Genomic DNA, 17725 nt, shown 5'->3' on the forward strand with positions numbered 1-17725 from the left:
GCACCGGCACAGCTGGTGCTAGCTTTCGCCCATGTTCCGCTTCGAGGAACCGCTGAACGAATCGGAGATCGGCATGCGCGAGGCGCGCATGCGTTTGCCCGCCCTGCTGAGCACCGTCGAGTCCGGCAGCCACGTCGTCCACGTCACCCGGAGGGGAAGGCGGGTCAGCGCTCTCGTCAGCCCCGACGTGGCGGAGAGCATCGTGGCTGTTCGGGGCGCCCGGGGTCCGGTCATCCCCGGTGACATCGCCGGGGCGATCAAGCTCGTCGAATCGTTGATGGCCGAGGACGAGGCCCATGCACCGTCCATCGACACCAAGGAGCCGAGGCGCGAAGCGCTGGTGGGTGCGTGCCTGACGCTCGTGGACGTAATGCTCACGGACCCGCTCCTCAACGGTGGCGAGCTCGAGGTCGAACTCGACGAGGGTGGCCAGGAAACGAAGTACGTGGCCGACTTCCTGGTCCGCATTCTGTACAAGCGCCCGGATGTCCGCACCGCGGCACTCGAAGCGATGCCTTTGGTGGCGGGCAGCATCTGGGCCGCTCAAGTGCGGGGTTCCGCAGCAGAACACCGTCTGTCGATACCGGTGGAAGTCTCCATCGGAGAATGCTACGCGTGGATCATGGCGCTCTGGGAGCTGTGCCGGCTCATCAACGCCGTGTGCGGCGACGGAGCTGCAGAGGAGTTGATGTACACCATCGAGGAGTATTGCCGGACCAACTACGCCGGGACACCGTTCGAGGTGGGCTAGCCGGTCGCAGCACCCCGGCCGTGCGGATCGGTCGCCCGAGCCCCTTCGGATGGGCCCTCAGCCCCATCGGCGGGCGTCAACGGCTTCGGGCGACTCGGCCCAATGCCGAGAGCCCCCGTCGCCGTGATCGGCGACGGGGGCTCCCGTTTGCGGTGGCGGTGGGATTTGAACCCACGGAGGCTTGCACCTCACACGCTTTCGAGGCGTGCTCCTTCGGCCGCTCGGACACGCCACCGCCGAGAACAATACAAGACGGCCGGGGCGGCTCGTCACAGGGGGTCGGCGAACCGGTCAGCGCCACACCTTCATGACCTCCGCGAGCCGCACGCGGGCGCGGGCCAGCCGCCCCCGCACCGACTCCTCGCTGGCACCCACCACCAGCGCGATCTGGGCGTAGGAGAGCCCGTCCACCTCGGCCAGCAGCCAGGCCACCCGCTGCGGCTCGGGCAACCGGCGCAACGCCAGCCGCAGCGCCGCCACGGCCGCCACCACCTCCGCCACGGCCGAGGGGTCCCGCGGCACCTGCCCCACCCCGATCGGCGTCACCCCGAAGTCGGGCAGCTCCCCGACCGGATCGGTGCGCCGCCGCCGGAGCACGCCGAGGCACTCCCGGTAGGCCACCCGGAACAACCAGGTCCGCACCGCGGCCGGCTCGGCGAGCGAGTCCAGCCGCCGCCAGGCCGTGGCGAACACCTCCTGCACCACGTCCTCGGCCTCGGCCCGGTCGCCCAGCACGCGCACGGCGAACCCCAACACCCGGCCCCGGTACCGGCGGACCAGCACCTCGAACGCACCGAGGTCACCCCGGGCGACCCCACCCACCAACACGGCGTCCACGCTGTCGACCGACACACACCCGATCGTCGCAGCGCCCACCCGACCGCGCCGATCAACGGCTTCCCCCGCACGGGCTATTTCCCGCCCCGAGCACCCGAGCGCCCGACCGCTGTGACGGTGGTCACATGTCGGCGAAGAACGACTCCATCAGCGCGGCGCACTCGTCCGCCAGCAGACCGCCCACCACCTCGGGCCGGTGGTTGAGCCGGCGGTCGCGGACCACGTCCCACAGCGAGCCGACCGCGCCGGTCCGCGGCTCCCAGGCCCCGAACACCACCCGGGCCACCCGCGCCAGCACCAGGGCGCCGGCGCACATCGTGCAGGGCTCCACGGTGACCGCCAGGGTGCAGCCGTTGAGCCGCCACCCGTCGCCGAACACGGCCGCCGCCGCCCGCAGCGCCAGCACCTCCGCGTGGGCCGTGGGGTCGCCGAGGGCTTCGCGGGCGTTGCAGGCCCGCGCCAGCTCCACGCCGTCCGGGCCGTACACGACCGCGCCGATCGGCACGTCGCCGGTCGCGGGGGCCAGCCGGGCGACCTCCAGGGCGGACCGGACCAGGTCTTCGTCGCTCACGCCTGGATGGTGTCCAGCAGCTTGGTGAACTCCTCGCCGAACCCGCACCGCTGGGCGATCATCTGCAGCTGCTCGTCCGGGTACAGGTCGACCTCGTCCACGATCACCTGGAGCTCGTGCTGCGGCATCCCGAGGTCGGCGAGGATCGCCAGGTCGCCCTCGGGCCACAGCTCGTCGTCCTCCTCGTCGGGAGGGTCGACCCGCAGGAGGTCCAGCACGTCGGCGGCGATGTCGTAGTCGAGCGCCGCGGCGGCGTCGGAGAGCAGCAGCGCGACCCCTCCCGGCACCGGGCGCAGGACGATGAAGAACTCGTCGTCCACGGCGAGCAGTCCGAAGACGGCACCGGTGGAGCGGAGCTGCCGCAGTTCGGTGATGGCCGCGTCGAGCTCGGACAGCGCGGAGCTGTCCATCCTGCTGCACCTCCAGCGGCCGTCTTCCCGGACCACTGCGACAGCGAAGCCGTTGACCGGCTCCTGGTGTGCCATGTGCACACCGTAGGGCCACCGGACCGCACCCGGTAGCACGGGGGCCTCGGCTCCGGGCATCGGGGCTCATCCGATGCCACTATCGAGGGATGAGCACAACTCTGCCGAACGCACAGACGACCACCTCCGAGCCGCGGTTCACCGGGCTCTCGGAGGCCGCACGCGCGCTCCAACCCAGGACGGTGGCGCTGCGCAGGCAGGTGCACCGGCACCCGGAACAGGGCCTCGACCTGCCCGCGACGCAGGCGGCGATCCTGCACGCGCTGTCCGGGTTGCCGCTGGAGATCACGACCGGCAAGTCGACGTCGTCCGTGGTCGCGGTGCTGCGGGGTGCCCAGCGCGGACCGTCCGTGCTGCTGCGGGGCGACATGGACGCGCTGCCGCTCCAGGAGGACACCGGGCTGCCCTACGCGTCCGAAGTGGACGGTTCGATGCACGCGTGCGGGCACGACACCCACGTGGCGATGCTCGCGTCGGCGGCGCGGCTGCTCAGCTCCCGGCGGGAGGCGCTGTCCGGGCAGGTCGTCTTCATGTTCCAGCCCGGCGAGGAGGGGCACCACGGTGCCCGGCACATGCTCGACGAGGGCGTGCTCGACGCGGCGGGCCCGCCGGTGGAGCGCGCGTTCGCGCTGCACATCACCTCGACGCTGCAGTCCGGGGTCGTGGTGTCCCGGCCCGGCCCGACGATGGCGTCCGCCGACACCTTCCACGTGACCTTCACCGGCCGCGGCGGCCACGGCGGCATGCCGCACGACGCCCTCGACCCGATCCCGGCCGCCGCCGCCCTGGTCGGCGCGCTGCAGACGCTGGTGGCGCGGCGGGTGAGCGTGCACCAGCCCGCGGTGGTCACGGTCGGCCACATCAAGGCGGGCACGACCACCAACATCATCCCGGAGACTGCGCTGGTCGAGGGCACCGTCCGCACCCTCTCCGAGGAGACCAGGGCGTTCGTGCTGCGGGAACTGCCGAAGGTCTGCGCCCACGTCGCCGCCGCGCACGGCTGCACGGCCAAGGTGGAGATCGTGCCCGGCTACCCCGTGACGGTGAACGACAACGAGGTCGGCCCCCGCGTCGGCGAGGTGACCGCGGCGGCCCTGGGCTCGCGCTGGGCGGCCCCGATGGAGGACCCGCTGATGGGCGCCGAGGACTTCTCCTACGTCCTGCAACGCGTGCCGGGCGCGATCTCCTTCCTCGGCGCCTGCCCCCGAGGCGTGGACCTGGCCCAAGCCGAACCCAACCACTCCAACCGCGTCCTGTTCGACGAGGCCGCGATGGAACACGGCGTGGTCGTCTACACCGCCTTCGCCCTCGACGCCCTGCGCTGACCCGCCGGGGTGCGGGCCACCACCGCCCGCACCCCACTCAGCGCACCGACCCACCGGCCGCCCCGGCACGCCAACCTCCCCGCGCCCGCTCAACTCGGCCCCAGCGCCCAACCCCACCGCGCCCTGACCCACCGCGCACCGATCCACCGCGCGCCGACCCACCGCGCGCCCCGCGCCGACCCACCGCACGGCTCTCGCCGACCCACCGCACGGCTCTCGCGCGCGACCCCGCCGCGCGCCACCCCACCGCGCGCCACCCCACCGCGCGCCACCCCCACCACGCGCCACCCCCACCACGCGCCACCCTCACCACGTGCACCACCGGCTGGCCCGGCACTGGCGGCACCGGCGGCACCGCAGAGTTGCGGGAGATGTCGGGGGGCGCCGGCAGGATGTCCGGCGTGCGTGACGTGTGCGTGGTCGGACTGGGGTTGATCGGTGGCTCGGTGCTGCGGGCCGCTGCCGCTGCCGGGCGGGTGGTGTGGGGTGCCACGGCCTCGGCGGCCGACGCCGACGCCGCGCGTGCGGACGGCTTCGACGTCGTGGACACCGCCGAGGCGGTGCGGCGGGCGCGGGAGCGGGACGCGTTGGTCGTGGTGGCGGTGCCGTTGCCGGCGGTGGAGGACGTGCTGCGGGTGGTGCCGGACGGCGTGCGGCTGACCGATGTCGTGAGCGTCAAGGGGCCGGTGGCGGAGCTGGTCGCGCGGGTGGCGCCGGGGGCGCGGTACGTCGGCGGGCACCCGATGGCGGGCACCTCGGCCTCCGGGTGGCAGGCCGGGACCGCGGAGCTGTTCCGGGGTGCCGCGTGGGTGGTCACCGCCGAGGACGGCACCGACCTCGACGTGCTGTCCGACGTGCTGGAGCTGGCGTTGGCCACCGGGGCGCACGTGGTGCCGACGACGGCCGGTGAGCACGACGCCGCCGTCGCTCGCATCTCCCACCTGCCGCACGTCCTGGCGGCGGTCCTGGCCAGTGTCGGCGCGGACGGCGGGCCGCTGGCGCTCGCGCTGGCGGCGGGGTCGTTCGGGGAGGGCACGCGGGTGGCGGGCAGCAGGCCCGAGCTGGTGCGGGCGATGTGCGAGGGCAACCGGTCGGCGTTGCTGGACGCCGTGGACGACGCCCTGGGGCGGCTGGGCGCGGCGCGCGGGTCGCTGGCGTCCACCGGTGGGCTGGCCAAGACGATCGAGGCCGGGCACGCGGCGCGGCGGGCGCTGGTGGACCAGCAGGCCGCCGAGCTCACCGACCTGACCGTCGACCTGACCTCGCCGCAAGCGCTGGAGGCGTTGCGGGCGTTGGGTTCTCGTGGCGGACGGATCGTTGGGCTGAACGGCAGCACCGCCCTCGCGCGCACCTCCTAGGCTCGACGGGTGGAGCGGCGCAAAGTCCTCGTCTGGGTCGGCGGGCTCGTGCTCGTGGCGGGTGCGGTGGTCGTGCTGCGCAACGAGTCCGCGCCACCGCCGGCGCGGGAGTGGGGCCGGTTCCTGGACGAGCGGGTGGAGCACGTCGCCGACACGCAACCGCTGCGCCGGCCCGCCGACCTCACCCTCACCGCGCTGGACCGGACCAGCCTGCGCGCCACGTGGACGCCGACCGACGGCCTGGCCCACGGCGGGTTCGAGGTGCGCTGGAACGGCCGCACCCGGCTGGTGCTCGCCACCGAGACCGAGCTGACCGACCTCGACGCGAACGCCGAGGTGACCGTCGAGGTGCGGGCGGTCGGGCCGCTCGGCGACCGTTCGGAGCCCGCGGTCGCCAAGGCCGTGCCGCGCCTGGCGCACGACCCGGCGTGGTCCGACCCGCTGGTGCAGCCGATCGACCACCTCGACGGCCCGGAGGCGCTGAGCCCGCGCCGCTGGCGGGTCGTCGACGGGGGCGGCGGCGACTGCCTGGGGTTGCGCCCGCTCAACGGTCGCCGGCTGGAGGTCACCTGCGACACCCTCGACCTGCAGTCGAACGTGCCGCTGCGGCTGGGTGTGCCCGGACCGGACGGCGCGGTGGGGCGGGTCGTCGTCACCACCGACGGGCCGACCGCGGCGGACGGTCGGGTGCTGGTGGCGCTGGTGCCCGAGCCGTTCCAGGACCTGGGGCACCTGACCAAGCCGTACCCACCGGGGTCGGTGGTGCTGACCCTGGCGCGGCACGGTGCGACGTTCGACTTCGGCGAGGGACTGGTCCCGACCACGAAGGTCGTCCCGGTCATCGGCACCGCCCCGCCGCCCACGCCGGGCGTCCGGCACCGGTGGGAGCTGCGGGTCCTGCCGGACGCGGTGGTGGCGCTGCGGGACGGGCAGGCGCTGGCGACCGCGCCGGTGGCGGTGCCGTGGCCGGCCGCGCACCCGCGGCTGGCGTTCCGGGACGCGCGCGGCACGCGGGTGGACACGTTCGGGGTGGGTGGCGCGCCGGAGAGCCCGGTGCCGGTGTCGCTGGTGCCGCTGGGCACGACGCTGCTCGCCGAGGACCGGGACGTGCCGATCGGCACCGTGGCGCCGCACCGGGTGGAGGGTGCGAACGGCGTCCGGGTGGCCGCGCGGGTGGCGCGGCAGGGCGGGAGCATGGCCGGCCTGCCGATCACGGTCGAGTTCGGGGACCGGTCCGCGCCCGCCGTCGCCGTTCCGCCCGCCGGCGCGGGGCCGATGGTCGCCGAGTTCGTGTACGCCGACTTCCCGGTGCCCCCGCCCGGCAAGGAGATCGCGGTCCGGCTGCGGGCGCCGGAGCCGTTCTTCGTGCTCGACGCCCACCTGGTGGTCTCCGACGGGCAGGCCACCGCCCGCCGGCCGCTGCCCCGGATGACCGACCGGGCCGCCGAGGCGGCGGAAGTGCCGGAGCCGGTGGTGACCGTGGTCCACGAGAGCGGACCGGACGGCGCGTTCCCGCGGGGCGGCAAGGCGCGGGTGGTGGTCGAGCTGGACGGGGCCGCGGACGAGGTGGCGGCGGTCAAGGGCGTCGAGGTGGACCTGGACGGGCAAGGGGTGGTGGTCCTGCCCACGAACGGCTCGGCGGGCGGGCGGCACGAGTTCCTGCTGGACCTCGACCGGGTACCGACCGGCAGCCACCGGGTGGAGGTCCGGGTACTCCCGGTGGACGAGCGGGGGCGGACCCGGTCGGCGGAGCGCCCGTTCGAGATCCGACCGCTGTAGATATCGGGTGCGCAACGTCTCGTGACCGCGATCACGGCGGGACATAGCTTGACCGCATGAACCGTCGCCGGATCGCCGTCATCGCCGCTGGTGTGGTGCTGTTCGGCGGGGTGGTGGCGGTGCTGCGGACCAACGGCGTGGAGGAGCCCGGAACCGCGACCTCGACGTCCCAGCCGCCGCCGACGTCCCTCACGCCGTTCGCCGCCCAGGGCGTCCTGGTGCCGACGCCGGGCGCCCGGCCCGAGTCGCCGGGCGGCCCGCGGGTCCTGCCGGGCTCGCGGCGGCTCCAAGTGGTGTGGACGGGGGACGCGCCGGGCTACGAGGTCCGCTGGGGTCGGGGCGGCAACCCCGACCAGAGCAGGCTCGTCGCCCAGCCCGCGACGGAGCTGACCGGGCTGGAGGACGGGGCGGAGTACACCGTCGACATCCGGGCGGTGGACGCGTTCGGGCAGCGGTCGGAGCCGGCGCGGGTCACCGGCACCCCCAAGGCGGCCGAGCTCGGCGACTACGCCCTCGCCGACACCTTCGACCAGCCCACCGCGCCCGACCCGGCGCGGTGGCGGCTCGCGACGCGGGGCACGTGCGCCCGCGCGGGGTCCGACGACGGCCGGCTGGTGATCAGCAGCAGCTGCGCGGCGGCGCCGACGTCCCTGCGGTCGCGGGCCCCGTTCGTGCTGCGGGACGCCGACGACCTGGGCCGGTTCGTGGTGGAGACCGACGCGCCGGGCGCGGACGGCGAGCTGTTCCTGGACCTGGTGCCGGGGCCGGTCAGCACGCTCATGGGCGACGGCCTGCCGCCGGACGCGATCCGGCTGAGCGTGACGTCCGGCAACGGGAAGACGACGGCGGCGGTGGTCACGCCCGAGGGCACGCCGACCACGTCCGTGCGGGAGGTGTCCCCGCTCCAGCACGCCCTGACCCACCGGTGGGAGCTGGTGCTGCGCCGCGACGGCGCGCGGGTGCTGCTGGACGGCGAGCTGGTGGCGACCAGTCCGGCGGTCCCGCGGTGGCGGGAGGCGACCGCGCTGCTGTCGGTGTCCGGGCCGACCGGGCAGCGGGTGCACGTGGGGCTGGTGGCGTTCGACGGCGCTCCGACCAGCGCGCCGCCGTCGCTCCCGAGCCCGCCGGTGCAGGTCGGCGTGGTGGCGGACGCCGGGCCGCTGACCGGGTCCCCGTTGCCCGGGGTGGCCGGCGGGCAGTTGCGACTGACCCTGGTGCACACCGACGGCTCGCCCGTCGCGCCGGAGTTCACGCTGGCAGTGGGCGACACGCGGGTGCCGCTGCGGCCGGCCGTGGCGGGCGCGCCCTGGAAGGCGGGTGTCGGGTACCCGGTGGTGGCGGACCTGCCGCCGAGCGCGCTGCTGCTCGACGAGGGTCGGCTGAAGGCGAACGTCGTCACGCCGCTGCGGGTGCAGGTCAGCCACGTGGACCTGGAGCTGACCCCCGGGCCGGACGCGTCCCGACCTTCCGCCACGCAGTCCGCGCCGCTGCCCGAGGTGGAGCTCGACCTGGCGCGGGCGGACGGGGCGATCCTCGACGCGAGCGGGAAGCCGGTGCCGGAGGGCGCGACGGTGCACCGGGGGCGGGTGGTGTTCGACCTGACCCTGGTGGGACGGCCGGAGCAGCGCGGCACGGGCCTGGCGGGGCTGGCCGGGTTCACCGTGCGGCTGGACGACGACCGGGTGGCGGCCGTGCCGACGAACCTCCACGGGCCGGGGGTGGCCGGGCGGTACCGGCTGGCCCTGGACACCGGGGCGCTGTCGCCGGGGCCGCACCTGATCGAGGTCCGGTTGTTCAGCACGTCCTCCGACACGCGTCCGACCTCGGCTTTCGTGCCGTTCCTGATCACCGCGTGAGGTGTGCGCGCCCTGCCGGACCCCCTGACCGGGTGTCAAGATGGGGCCATGCAGCGCCCGCTGATCCTCGACGCCGCGCGTACTCCGTTCGGCCGCTACCGCGGCGGGCTGTCCGGCGTGCGGGTGGACGACCTGGCCGCCCTGCCGATCACCGAGCTGCTGCGCCGCCACCAGCTCGACCCGGCCCGCGTGGACGACGTGCTGTACGGCAACACGAACGGGGCGGGCGAGGAGAACCGGAACATCGGCCGGATGGCGGCGCTGCTGGCCGGGCTGCCGCCGACCGTGCCGGGGGTGGCGGTGAACCGGCTGTGCGCGTCGGGCGGCGAGGCGATCGTGCAGGCGGCGCGGGCCCTGGCCCTGGGTGACGCGGACCTGCTGGTCGCGGGCGGTGTGGAGGGCATGACCCGGGCGCCGTTCGTGGTGCCGCGGCCGGACAAGCCGTTCGCCGACCGGCTGGAGCCGGTGTCCACGGCCCTGGGCTGGCGGCTGGTGAACCCGCGGATGCGAGCGGAGTGGACCGTGCCGCTGGGGCGGGCGGCCGAGGACGTGGCCGTGGCGCTGGGCATCACGCGGGAGCAGATGGACACGTACGCGCTGCGGTCCCACCGGCGGGCGTCGGCGGCGTGGGACGCGGGCGTGCACGACGGGTTCGCGTTCGCCGTGCAGCTGCGGGACGGGTCGGCGGTGCGGCGGGACGAGTCGGTGCGGCCGGAGACGTCGCTGGAGAAGCTGGGGAAGCTCACGTCGGCGTTCTCCGAGGGCGGCCCCGTGACGGCGGGCAACTCGTCGCCGCTGAGCGACGGCGCGGTGGCGGTGCTGATGGGCACCGAGGAGGTCGCGGCCGACCTGGGCCTGTCACCACTCGCGGAGTTCCTGGGCAGCGCGGTGACCGCCGACGAGCCCCAACGGTTCACCCTGACCCCGGTGACCGCGATCCGGAAGCTGCTGGCCCGGCTGCGGATCGAGGCCGAGGACGTGGACCTGTGGGAGATCAACGAGGCGTTCGCGGCCATGGCGTTGTCCGTCCTGCACCACCTGCCGGAGGTGGCGCGCGAAAAGGTCAACGTGCACGGCGGCGCCATCGCCTACGGCCACCCGTTGGGCGCTTCCCTCCCCCGCGTGGTCGTAGACCTGTGCCGCCACCTCCGAGCCCGCGGCGGCGGCACCGGCGTGGCAGCAGCCTGCGTAGGCGTGGGCCAGGGCATGGCAATCGCCGTCCGCGCCTGACGGTCCCCGCCCGATCGTCCGCCGCCAGGCGGGTTGTGCCGAGCGGTCCACGCCGAGCAGGTTCCGCCGGGTGAGCTGTGCCGGGCGGGGTGGGCCGGGCGAGGTGGGCCGGCGGTTCGCGTAGGGCGGGTCGCGCCGGTGTTGCGCCGGACGGATCGCGCCTGACGGGTTCTGCCGGCCGAGTCGCGAGCGGCCCCGGTCGGGCTCAGATGCGGTAGGCGATGCCCGGGTAGTCGACGACCAGGCCGGTGCGGTCGACGGTGATGTCCTGGTGGAAGTCGCCGCTCTCGAACGACACCACCGAGTGCTCGTCGCCCACGGACACGGTGCGGTACTTCTGGCGCACCAGCTTCACCGACAGGTCGGGCAGCGTCACGTACACCACGGGCAGCTCGTGCTCGCCGGGCTCCAGGTGCAGGTTCAGCCGACGCACCGGGATGGCGTTGAACAGCACCGCGGACTGCACGTCCACGTCCACCGCCCCGTCGAAGTCGGCCCGCTCGGCGCCCTGGCCGTAGTCGACCAGCCACGCGCCCTCCGACGACCGGGACACCGAGATCTGGCGCTCCTCGGACACGGTGGCGGTGCGCAGCAGCAGCCGGGTGACGTTGCCGGTCTCGCCGACGCTCACCTCGAACGAGCCGCTGAACTGCTCGCGCGGCCCGGCCGTCACGATCCGGCCGGACGCCCGCAGCTTGCGCTCCGACAGCAGGAAGCGGACCTGTTCGAGCCTGGGCACGTCGTAGCCCTGCCAGGTCACGATCTGCGCGGAAGGCGAGCGGGTCTCGCCGGGCTGGGTGACCCGCTCAGCCGTGTTGAACGAGTTCACTCTCCACCCGGAAGGATGTCCTTGGCCTTCTCGGCCACCTGCTTGACCTGCTCCTCGTGACCGAACTTGCCCGCGATGAAGTCGGCCGCGGCGTCGATGCCCTGGTCGACCTTCTCGTGGTTCTCCTCGAGCAGCTCGGACGCCTTGTTCTTGATCTCGTCGAAGTTCATCGTGCTCCTTCGCACTCCTGACGCAGGCTACCCGAATCGCCCCCGCGTCCCCAGCGCCAAACGCTACCGCCGGCGTGCGACGACGGCTCGCCGCTGCCTGGTCGGCCACCCCGCGTGGCCCCGACCAGGAGGTTTCCGCCAGATTGCAGGGCTGTTGAGCCTGTTGGCACGGCCGTTGCTGATTCCCGTAGTCCCGGCGCACACCTACGCGGCCGGCCCGAACCGCTGACGCCGAGGGGAACCACAAGCGAACGGCCCCCTCGGAAGATCCCGAGGGGGCCGTTCGGTCGAGCTGTCGCCTATCAGGCGGCCTTCTTGCGGCGCACGATGATCAGCGCGGCGGCACCGGCACCGAGCAGGCCGAGGCCGATCAGCAGCGGCACGAAGATGGACGCACCGGTCGAGGCCAGGTCGTCCTCACCGCCACCGGCGACGGGGGCCGGGGTGGTGGTGGTCGTCGGGGCCGTGGTCGTGGTGGTGGTCGTCGTCGTGGTCTCCGACGGCGAGGTCGGCACGACGTTCTCGTTCCACTTGACCTTCGCGGTGTCCTTCACCGACGCCGGGGTCGGCTTCGCGATGACCAGCGACTGGGTCTTCTGGTTGCGGTCCTTGGCGACGAACAGGCGGCCGTGCTGGAGCTCCGCGGTGGCGCGGACGGTGAACTCGACCTCGCCCGGCGCGACGCCCTCGTCGACCTTGACGTAGACCTCGGCGATGTTGACCTGGGACGCGGCGGAGAGGTCACCCTTGGCGGCGACGTCGAGCTCCTTGCCGTCCTTGTCGGTGAACGTGACGCCGGTCGGCAGGTTCGCCTCGATGGTGCCGGTGGTCGCCGTGGTGCTGATGACGAACGGGCCGATCAGCGAACCGGCCTTGCCCTCCAGCTCCTTCGGGTCGATCTTCAGCGTCGGGTTCGGCTCCTGGTCGAGGCCGGGGTTGTTCTCGGTGAGCTTCTTGTACATCGCCAGCACGTGGGCGTCGACGGTCGGGTCCTCGGCCGTCGCGTCCGCGGCGTTCAGGTCGACGCCGTCGGTGAAGTGCCAGATCGCGGCCTGCGTCGCGGCGATCACCGAGCTGCGCTTGGCACCCTCGGCACCCAGTTCCTTGGCCGCGGTCGCCACGTCCAGCTTCGGGTAGCTGTGGTGCAGGATCCAGTTGACCTTGGCCGCGTTCTCCTTGAACTTGGTCTCCGGGTTGGGGTGCTCACCCCAGGGGACCTCCTCCAGCGGAGTGTTGTCCTCGAGGCGGGTCGGCAGCTCGACGCAGTACGCGGTCGCCGTGTCCTTCTCGCCGCCCTCGGTGATCTTGAGACCGATCAGCTCGGCGTTGACCGGCTTGCCGTTCTGGTAGTCCTTGCCGTCCTTCTTCAGGTGGACGCCCATGCCCGGCTCGTCGGCACCGGGGAACGGCTTCACCTCGACCGCATCGGCGGCGGCGGGGAGCGCGGCGGTCAGAGCGAACAGAGAGGCGCCAAGGACCGCAGCCCCTACGCGCTTCAGGGTCAACCGGGGTGCCATGTGTCTCCTTGAGGCTCGCGAGTAGCCCGTTTGTGGTTCAAGGCGGCGGGCTTCGAGTCGTCTTCGGGGGACCGCCTGGCAGGGGGCTCCGACACCGAATCGACAGGAATCGGCGGAACACTATCCGATCGAGTTACCCACGAACAGGTGAGGGTGACACTCTGTGTAGAACTGCTCACGAGCAGCCAAAACGCGGGTCAACGGTCCAGAGTGGACGATCGATCCGCAGGTCCGGTCGCGAGCGGACCGCCGTTTCGGCTGCGGGCGAACCGTTTTCGGACAGTCCACGCGGAACGGATCGCCGCTGGTCAGCACTGGTGTGGACCAGTTGTCCACAGGGGCGCCGGGTCAAACCGACGCCACTCCGTTGCCGAACGGTGATCTAGGCGACCAGTTCCGCCGCGCCGATCGGCCGGATGTCCCCCACCCGCAAGGAAGTCCCGGGCAGGCACAGGTCCTTCGCGGTGGGCGGTTGTCCACTGAGGATCCACTTGCACAGGGCCGCCAGCTGGTATGACACCAACGGTGGAACGGCATCCCCCAAGTGGCGGTAAGCGTTGCCGATGATGGACACGTCGAACCGGAACTTGCGCGGGAACCCCTGCAACAGCGCCATTTCCCGGACCGTGCACAGCCGGTGCTGCACGGGGTGCGCGTACCGGCCGTTGCCCACGTGCCCGCACTCGCGCTTGATGGTCCGCGCCGGCTCGTCCCACCACATGCGCCCGTAGACGTCGGGGTGGGATCCCCACTTGCCGTCGTCGATGATCTTGCGCTGCGCCGGGTTCAGCAGCTCTTCGGCGGGCGACCCGACCAGGTCGCCCCACGAACCGCCGTCCGCCGGGATCGCCATCATGCGTTCGAGTGACTTCTCGCTGCGGAACGACGGCGAGACGTGCATCGGGTCCTCGGGGTCGGCGACGCCCGCCGCGACCGGTGGGAGCTTGCCGATCGCCCGCCGCACGGTCACCGCGCCGGGCCGGACCTCCCAGCCCGACCAGAGGTCCTCCATGGTGCGCAGCGGCACGCCGGTGTCCACGGCGACGACCATCGCGCGCTCCCGCAGCTGTGGCAGCCCGAAGCGGGACAGCATGTGGCAGCTCGCGTCCACTTCGTACCCGAGGTCCACGAGCTGGTCGACCAGGCCGTCGAGGTGGTGCCGCTGCTTGCCCTTGACCAGCTCGCGGGCGTTCTCCAGCAGCATGATCCGCGGCCGGAACTCCGCCACGTACGCCGCCACGCGGCCGACGAGCGAGTTGCGCGGGTCGTCGCGCAGGTGGTTGGCGGGCGAGATGCGCGTGAAGCCGGAGCACGGCGGGCAGGCGACCAGCACGTCCAGCTCGCCCCGGCGCAGGTTCCAGACCTGCCGCAGCACGGCCGGGTCGAGCCGGCCCAGGTCGACCTGGAGGGGGTCCACGCCGATGTTCTCGCGGTAGGTCCCGTTGCAGCGCAACGAGCCCAGCCGCGACGAGGGCTTGCCGATCTGCGCGTCCGCCGCGCCGACCACGGTGAAGTCGCGGTGCGCTTGGAACCCGAGGCTCATCCCGCCCGCGCCGGAGAACAGGTCGACGACCTTGTAGCTGGGTCCGCGCACCCGGCGATCCTACGGCGCGACACCAAATCCCCCCGTGCGCGGTTGCCGGGTGCCGGCCGGGTGGATCACGTAGCTTGCCGGGCGAGGCCGCGTCGGTGTGTCGCGGCGCGTTCGGGTGGATCATGTTTTTCGATTCTGGCCGGAACGCCCGCGATGCACCGACCCGCCCGGCGGCCCGAGCCGCCGCGACGAAGGAGCGGCAATTGGACACAGCGCTGCCACCCGCCTGGCAACGACCAGACCCGTTGCGCGGCTTGGAGAAGGTGCCTTGGTCCGCTTTGGACCACGGGGAGGGGGTCGATCACCTGTTGCGTGCGACCGCCGAAGGTGACCTGGACGCGTTGACGCGGGTGGAGTCGCGGCTGTTGGACGAGGACACGGTGTCGGAGGCGAGCTTCCACGCGGTGCCGTTCCTGGTGGAGCTGGCCGCGAACTACAAGGTGCCCGGCGCGGCCCGCGACCGGGTGGTGTTCCTGCTGGCCGCGATGGCGCTGGCGGGCGCGGGGTTCACCGACGACGGCAAACGCACCCGCCGGCACTGGAACCCGTTGCGCCGCGAGCTGCCCCGGCTCCCGCCGGACTGGATCACCCAGACGCGTTATGCCGTCGCCAAGGGCGCGCCGAAAGTGTTCGACGCGTTGGCGGGCGCGGAGGTGGCGTGTGCGCTGGCCCTGGCGATCGCGGTGCCCGAGGTGGTGCCGAAGCACGTGGTGGACGTGGCGCAGGGCATCGCGTTCGCGGGCACCCACCCGCAGCTTTTGGTGGAAGCGGCGTGCGTGGCGCTGCACCTGTTGCTGGACGAGGGCACGGACGACACATGGGCGTACGCCATTGCGCAGGGCGACCCAGAGGAACTGGCCCGCTACGAGGCCGGCGCGTACCCAGCCCACCAGCCACCGGTCGTAACAGCGCAACTGATGGGCTTCCGCTACGCATTCCGCGCAGCCTACGGCTGACCACCCCTCCCCCGCCCACCAAACGGGCAACCGCCCACTCCCACCCCAACAACCGGACAACCCGCGCACCCACACCACAACAACCGGGCAACCGCCCACTCGCGCCACAAACGGGCAACCGCCCACCCACCGGCCACCTGCTCGGCAACGCGCGCCACATCCCCCGCCGCACCGCCGACCGGCACCCGCCCGGCGCACCGCCGCACCGCCGCGGGCAGTCGCCCACTTACCGCACCAGAGGTGGGCAGTCGCCCACTCGCCGCACCGCGCAAGTGGGCGGTCGCCCACTCGCGGCACACACGTGGACAGTCGCCCGCTTACCGCGATGCGAGTGGGCGACCGCCCGCTTGCCACACCACACGGGGGCGGTCACGCACTTACCGCACCACACATGGGCAGTCGCCCGCTTACCGCGGCACAAGTGGGCGGTTGCCTGCCTGCTGCGGCGCTAATGGGCGATTGCCCACTTGCATCCCCCACGTGGGGCAGTCGCCCGCTTGCCACACCGCAGGCGGGCAGTCGCCCTTACTGCGGCGCGAGTGGGCGGTCGCCCGCTTGCACACCGCAGGTGGGCGGTCGCCCGCTTGCACACCGCAGGTGGGCGGTCGCCCGCTTGCACACCGCAGGTGGGCGGTCGCCCGCTTGCACACCGCAGGTGGGCGGTCGCCCGCTTGCACACCGCAGGTGGGCGGTTGCCCGCTTGTTGTGGTCGCCAGTGCACCGGCGGGCGGCGTCCGGCAGTCGTCCGGCGCGACGCACCCGGCAGCCGCCCGGCGGCGATACGCCCGCGCAGCCGCTCGCCTGCCGCCCGCCTGCCGCCCGGCGGCGATACGCCCGCGCAGCCGCCCGCCGGCGGTGTGGCGGGCAGCAGTGTGGCGGGCAGCGGTGTGGCGGGTGGGCGGCTGCCCATTAGCGGTGCGGTGGGCGGCGCGGTGTGGTGGGTGGTGATGTGGGTGGGCGGCTGCCCACTGGTGGTGTGGCGGGTGGGGATGTGGCGGTGGGCGGTGTGGGGAGTGGGACCGGGGGTGGAGGTGGGGGTTAGGCCGTCACTGCGCCCAGTTCCACCACGGGGGCCAAGACCTCGTCCTCGACCGGCACAGCGGGCTCCAGCGGGCCAAGGGCGGTGCCCCACTCCTGGTCGGCCAAGGCGAAGGCGGCCACGGTCAGTGCCACCACCGGTCGGCCGAGGGTTAGCTGGTCGGCGACGAAGTCCAGTTCCAGGCGCGCGCCCAGTGGTGACGGGCGCAGCCGCAGGTAGCCGTGCGGGGTTTCGTCCGGGTGGGCGAAGCGGCACGACCACTCGGTGAACACGATCGGGCGTTCCACCGTCTCGGTCGGGTTGAGGGCGCGCACGTTCGCGCCCACCGAACCGTGCCGGAACGCGTCGGCCGCACCGACCAGCAGTTCCTCGAACTCGATGGACGACACGCCCAGGTCGTGCCCGGCCACGAGCGCCACCTGCACCAGCGCCAGCGGCAGTTGCGGCAGGGCGTCCTCGAAGCACACCATCGCGCCGCCGTACCGGGTGTTGATCTCGGTGGGCAGGAAGCCGTCCGCGGTGGCGATGCCGTCGAGGGTGAAGGTGCCGCGGTAGTCGACGGTTTCGCGCAGGCGTTCGCCGACGCGGCGGGCCAGGTTGCGCATCTCCTCGCGGATGCGGGTGGGCGGGTCGTAGTACGACGCGCAGCCCGCGTACAGGAACCGGGCCTGGCCCGCGCGGCGCGGTACGACCATCTCGATCGGTCGCAGGACCGCCGTCCCGTCGGGGAACACGATGCCGTGGACGCTGACCGGGATGCCCTCCAGGAACGGCATCACGCGCACGAACTCGCACTTCGGGGCCAGGACCTCGAACGCGTCGAGCGCCTCCTCGCGGTTGCGGACGCGGCGGACGAAGTTCGCGCCGCCGTTGATGGCCGGGCCGTCACCCGACCAGACGACGCCGGCGCCGCGGTCGAGCTTGAGCGTGGCCTCCCACAGGCCCTCGAAGTCCAGGTCCAGCACCACGGCCGGGGCGCGCGGCGCGGACAGCTCGTCCCACAGCGCGTCGATCGTGGTCTTGTTCTCCAGGTCCACCCATTCGGGGCGGCGCGCGTTGAGCACGGGCCGGCCCGCGAACTCGGGCGTGTGCACGTAGGGGGTGCTGATCACCAGCGCGTCGCCGGTCGGGTCGAAGTCCTCCAGGACCTCGCGGACGCGGCGGTTGGGCGAGGTGAGCAGCTTGGTCAGCCGGTTCTGCTCGACGGCGACGAACCCGCCCGCGATGCCCAGCGGCACCCAGCGGGCGACCTCGGAGTCGTGCAGCGGCGCGTGGTCGTCCGTCGAGAGCACGAGCGTGTGGCGGGCGCCCAGCTGATGGAGCTCACCGGCGCGCGTACTCAGCCGAGTACCGCCCGCGAGCACGACCAGCCGGTCGCCGAACAACGTGCCGAGGCGCGCGTGGAGCGCGGAAAGGACATGATCCATC

General features: G+C 73.2%; 15 protein-coding genes and 1 tRNA gene. 7 read left to right on the top strand and 9 right to left on the bottom strand.

The genetic code is table 11. The features are described 5' to 3' along the window. Nucleotides 1-31: 31 nt before the first annotated feature. Nucleotides 32-751, top strand: a complete 720-nt coding sequence (locus tag DFJ66_RS22680) for a type II toxin-antitoxin system Phd/YefM family antitoxin (protein WP_121223660.1) — start codon at nucleotides 32-34, stop codon at nucleotides 749-751. A gap of 150 nt (nucleotides 752-901) precedes the next feature. On the opposite strand, the gene DFJ66_RS22685 is transcribed toward DFJ66_RS22680, so the two are convergent. The 4 genes from DFJ66_RS22685 to DFJ66_RS22700 all read right to left on the bottom strand — a co-directional run bounded on the left by DFJ66_RS22685 (nucleotide 902) and on the right by DFJ66_RS22700 (nucleotide 2644). After that, nucleotides 902-986, bottom strand: a tRNA-Ser gene (locus tag DFJ66_RS22685). Between the two features lie 56 nt (nucleotides 987-1042). Further along, the gene (locus tag DFJ66_RS22690) at nucleotides 1043-1603 is read right to left on the bottom strand and encodes an RNA polymerase sigma factor (protein ID WP_121223661.1); all 561 of its coding nucleotides are present in this window, start codon (nucleotides 1601-1603) and stop codon (nucleotides 1043-1045) included. Between the two features lie 106 nt (nucleotides 1604-1709). Beyond that, entirely contained in the window at nucleotides 1710-2159 is a 450-nt protein-coding gene (locus DFJ66_RS22695; RefSeq protein WP_121223662.1) for a nucleoside deaminase, read from the bottom strand. Next, nucleotides 2156-2644 carry a tRNA adenosine deaminase-associated protein gene (locus DFJ66_RS22700; RefSeq protein ID WP_121231581.1) on the bottom strand — a complete coding sequence of 163 codons (489 nt, stop codon included), beginning with the start codon at nucleotides 2642-2644 and terminating at the stop codon, nucleotides 2156-2158. The genes DFJ66_RS22695 and DFJ66_RS22700 overlap by 4 nt, the downstream gene beginning before the upstream one ends. Before the next feature lie 89 nt (nucleotides 2645-2733). Between DFJ66_RS22700 and DFJ66_RS22705 the strand changes: the two genes are divergently transcribed. The 5 genes from DFJ66_RS22705 to DFJ66_RS22725 all read left to right on the top strand — a co-directional run bounded on the left by DFJ66_RS22705 (nucleotide 2734) and on the right by DFJ66_RS22725 (nucleotide 10192). Then, entirely contained in the window at nucleotides 2734-3969 is a 1236-nt protein-coding gene (locus DFJ66_RS22705) for a M20 metallopeptidase family protein (protein ID WP_121223663.1), read from the top strand. Nucleotides 3970-4370: 401 nt separating this feature from the next. Then, complete coding sequence (locus DFJ66_RS22710; RefSeq protein ID WP_121223664.1) at nucleotides 4371-5327, top strand: prephenate dehydrogenase; 957 nt, start codon at nucleotides 4371-4373, stop codon at nucleotides 5325-5327. Between the two features lie 9 nt (nucleotides 5328-5336). After that, nucleotides 5337-7106: a fibronectin type III domain-containing protein gene (locus DFJ66_RS42895; RefSeq protein ID WP_170199587.1), complete on the top strand. Its 1770-nt coding sequence runs from the start codon at nucleotides 5337-5339 to the stop codon at nucleotides 7104-7106. 56 nt (nucleotides 7107-7162) lie between these two features. Beyond that, entirely contained in the window at nucleotides 7163-8962 is a 1800-nt protein-coding gene (locus tag DFJ66_RS22720; protein ID WP_121223665.1) for a fibronectin type III domain-containing protein, read from the top strand. Nucleotides 8963-9010: 48 nt separating this feature from the next. Then, a complete protein-coding gene (locus DFJ66_RS22725; protein ID WP_121223666.1) occupies nucleotides 9011-10192 on the top strand; it encodes a thiolase family protein in 1182 nt (393 codons plus the stop codon). 205 nt (nucleotides 10193-10397) lie between these two features. Here the strand turns inward: DFJ66_RS22725 and DFJ66_RS22730 are convergent, their stop codons facing one another. From DFJ66_RS22730 to DFJ66_RS22745, 4 genes are all read right to left on the bottom strand, one after another. Beyond that, complete coding sequence (locus tag DFJ66_RS22730; RefSeq protein WP_121223667.1) at nucleotides 10398-11021, bottom strand: putative glycolipid-binding domain-containing protein; 624 nt, start codon at nucleotides 11019-11021, stop codon at nucleotides 10398-10400. Next, nucleotides 11018-11191 (bottom strand): antitoxin, encoded by a 174-nt coding sequence (locus DFJ66_RS22735; protein ID WP_121223668.1) that lies wholly within the window; start codon nucleotides 11189-11191, stop codon nucleotides 11018-11020. The genes DFJ66_RS22730 and DFJ66_RS22735 overlap by 4 nt, the downstream gene beginning before the upstream one ends. A gap of 302 nt (nucleotides 11192-11493) precedes the next feature. Beyond that, entirely contained in the window at nucleotides 11494-12708 is a 1215-nt protein-coding gene (locus DFJ66_RS22740; RefSeq protein WP_121223669.1) for a thioester domain-containing protein, read from the bottom strand. Nucleotides 12709-13090: 382 nt separating this feature from the next. Continuing rightward, nucleotides 13091-14302: a DNA cytosine methyltransferase gene (locus tag DFJ66_RS22745; RefSeq protein ID WP_121223670.1), complete on the bottom strand. Its 1212-nt coding sequence runs from the start codon at nucleotides 14300-14302 to the stop codon at nucleotides 13091-13093. Nucleotides 14303-14505: 203 nt separating this feature from the next. On the opposite strand from DFJ66_RS22745, the gene DFJ66_RS22750 reads away from it, so the two are divergent. Continuing rightward, nucleotides 14506-15258, top strand: a complete 753-nt coding sequence (locus tag DFJ66_RS22750; RefSeq protein WP_246029860.1) for a hypothetical protein — start codon at nucleotides 14506-14508, stop codon at nucleotides 15256-15258. A gap of 1038 nt (nucleotides 15259-16296) precedes the next feature. Here the strand turns inward: DFJ66_RS22750 and DFJ66_RS22755 are convergent. Beyond that, the gene (locus DFJ66_RS22755; protein WP_121223671.1) at nucleotides 16297-17724 is read right to left on the bottom strand and encodes an ATP-grasp domain-containing protein; all 1428 of its coding nucleotides are present in this window, start codon (nucleotides 17722-17724) and stop codon (nucleotides 16297-16299) included. Nucleotide 17725 lies beyond the last annotated feature (1 nt).

It is taken from the genome of Saccharothrix variisporea (assembly GCF_003634995.1).
Lineage (GTDB): Bacteria > Actinomycetota > Actinomycetes > Mycobacteriales > Pseudonocardiaceae > Actinosynnema > Actinosynnema variisporeum.

Excerpts from the sequence above, each read along its gene's own strand:
- DFJ66_RS22735 (WP_121223668.1), bottom strand. The coding sequence starts at position 11,191 with ATGAACTTCGACGAGATCAAGAACAAGGCGTCCGAGCTGCTCGAGGAG.
- DFJ66_RS22705 (WP_121223663.1), top strand. The coding sequence starts at position 2,734 with ATGAGCACAACTCTGCCGAACGCACAGACGACCACCTCCGAGCCGCGG.
- DFJ66_RS22680 (WP_121223660.1), top strand. The coding sequence starts at position 32 with ATGTTCCGCTTCGAGGAACCGCTGAACGAATCGGAGATCGGCATGCGC.
- DFJ66_RS22740 (WP_121223669.1), bottom strand. The coding sequence starts at position 12,708 with ATGGCACCCCGGTTGACCCTGAAGCGCGTAGGGGCTGCGGTCCTTGGC.
- DFJ66_RS22755 (WP_121223671.1), bottom strand. The coding sequence starts at position 17,724 with ATGGATCATGTCCTTTCCGCGCTCCACGCGCGCCTCGGCACGTTGTTC.
- DFJ66_RS22720 (WP_121223665.1), top strand. The coding sequence starts at position 7,163 with ATGAACCGTCGCCGGATCGCCGTCATCGCCGCTGGTGTGGTGCTGTTC.
- DFJ66_RS22725 (WP_121223666.1), top strand. The coding sequence starts at position 9,011 with ATGCAGCGCCCGCTGATCCTCGACGCCGCGCGTACTCCGTTCGGCCGC.
- DFJ66_RS22700 (WP_121231581.1), bottom strand. The coding sequence starts at position 2,644 with ATGGCACACCAGGAGCCGGTCAACGGCTTCGCTGTCGCAGTGGTCCGG.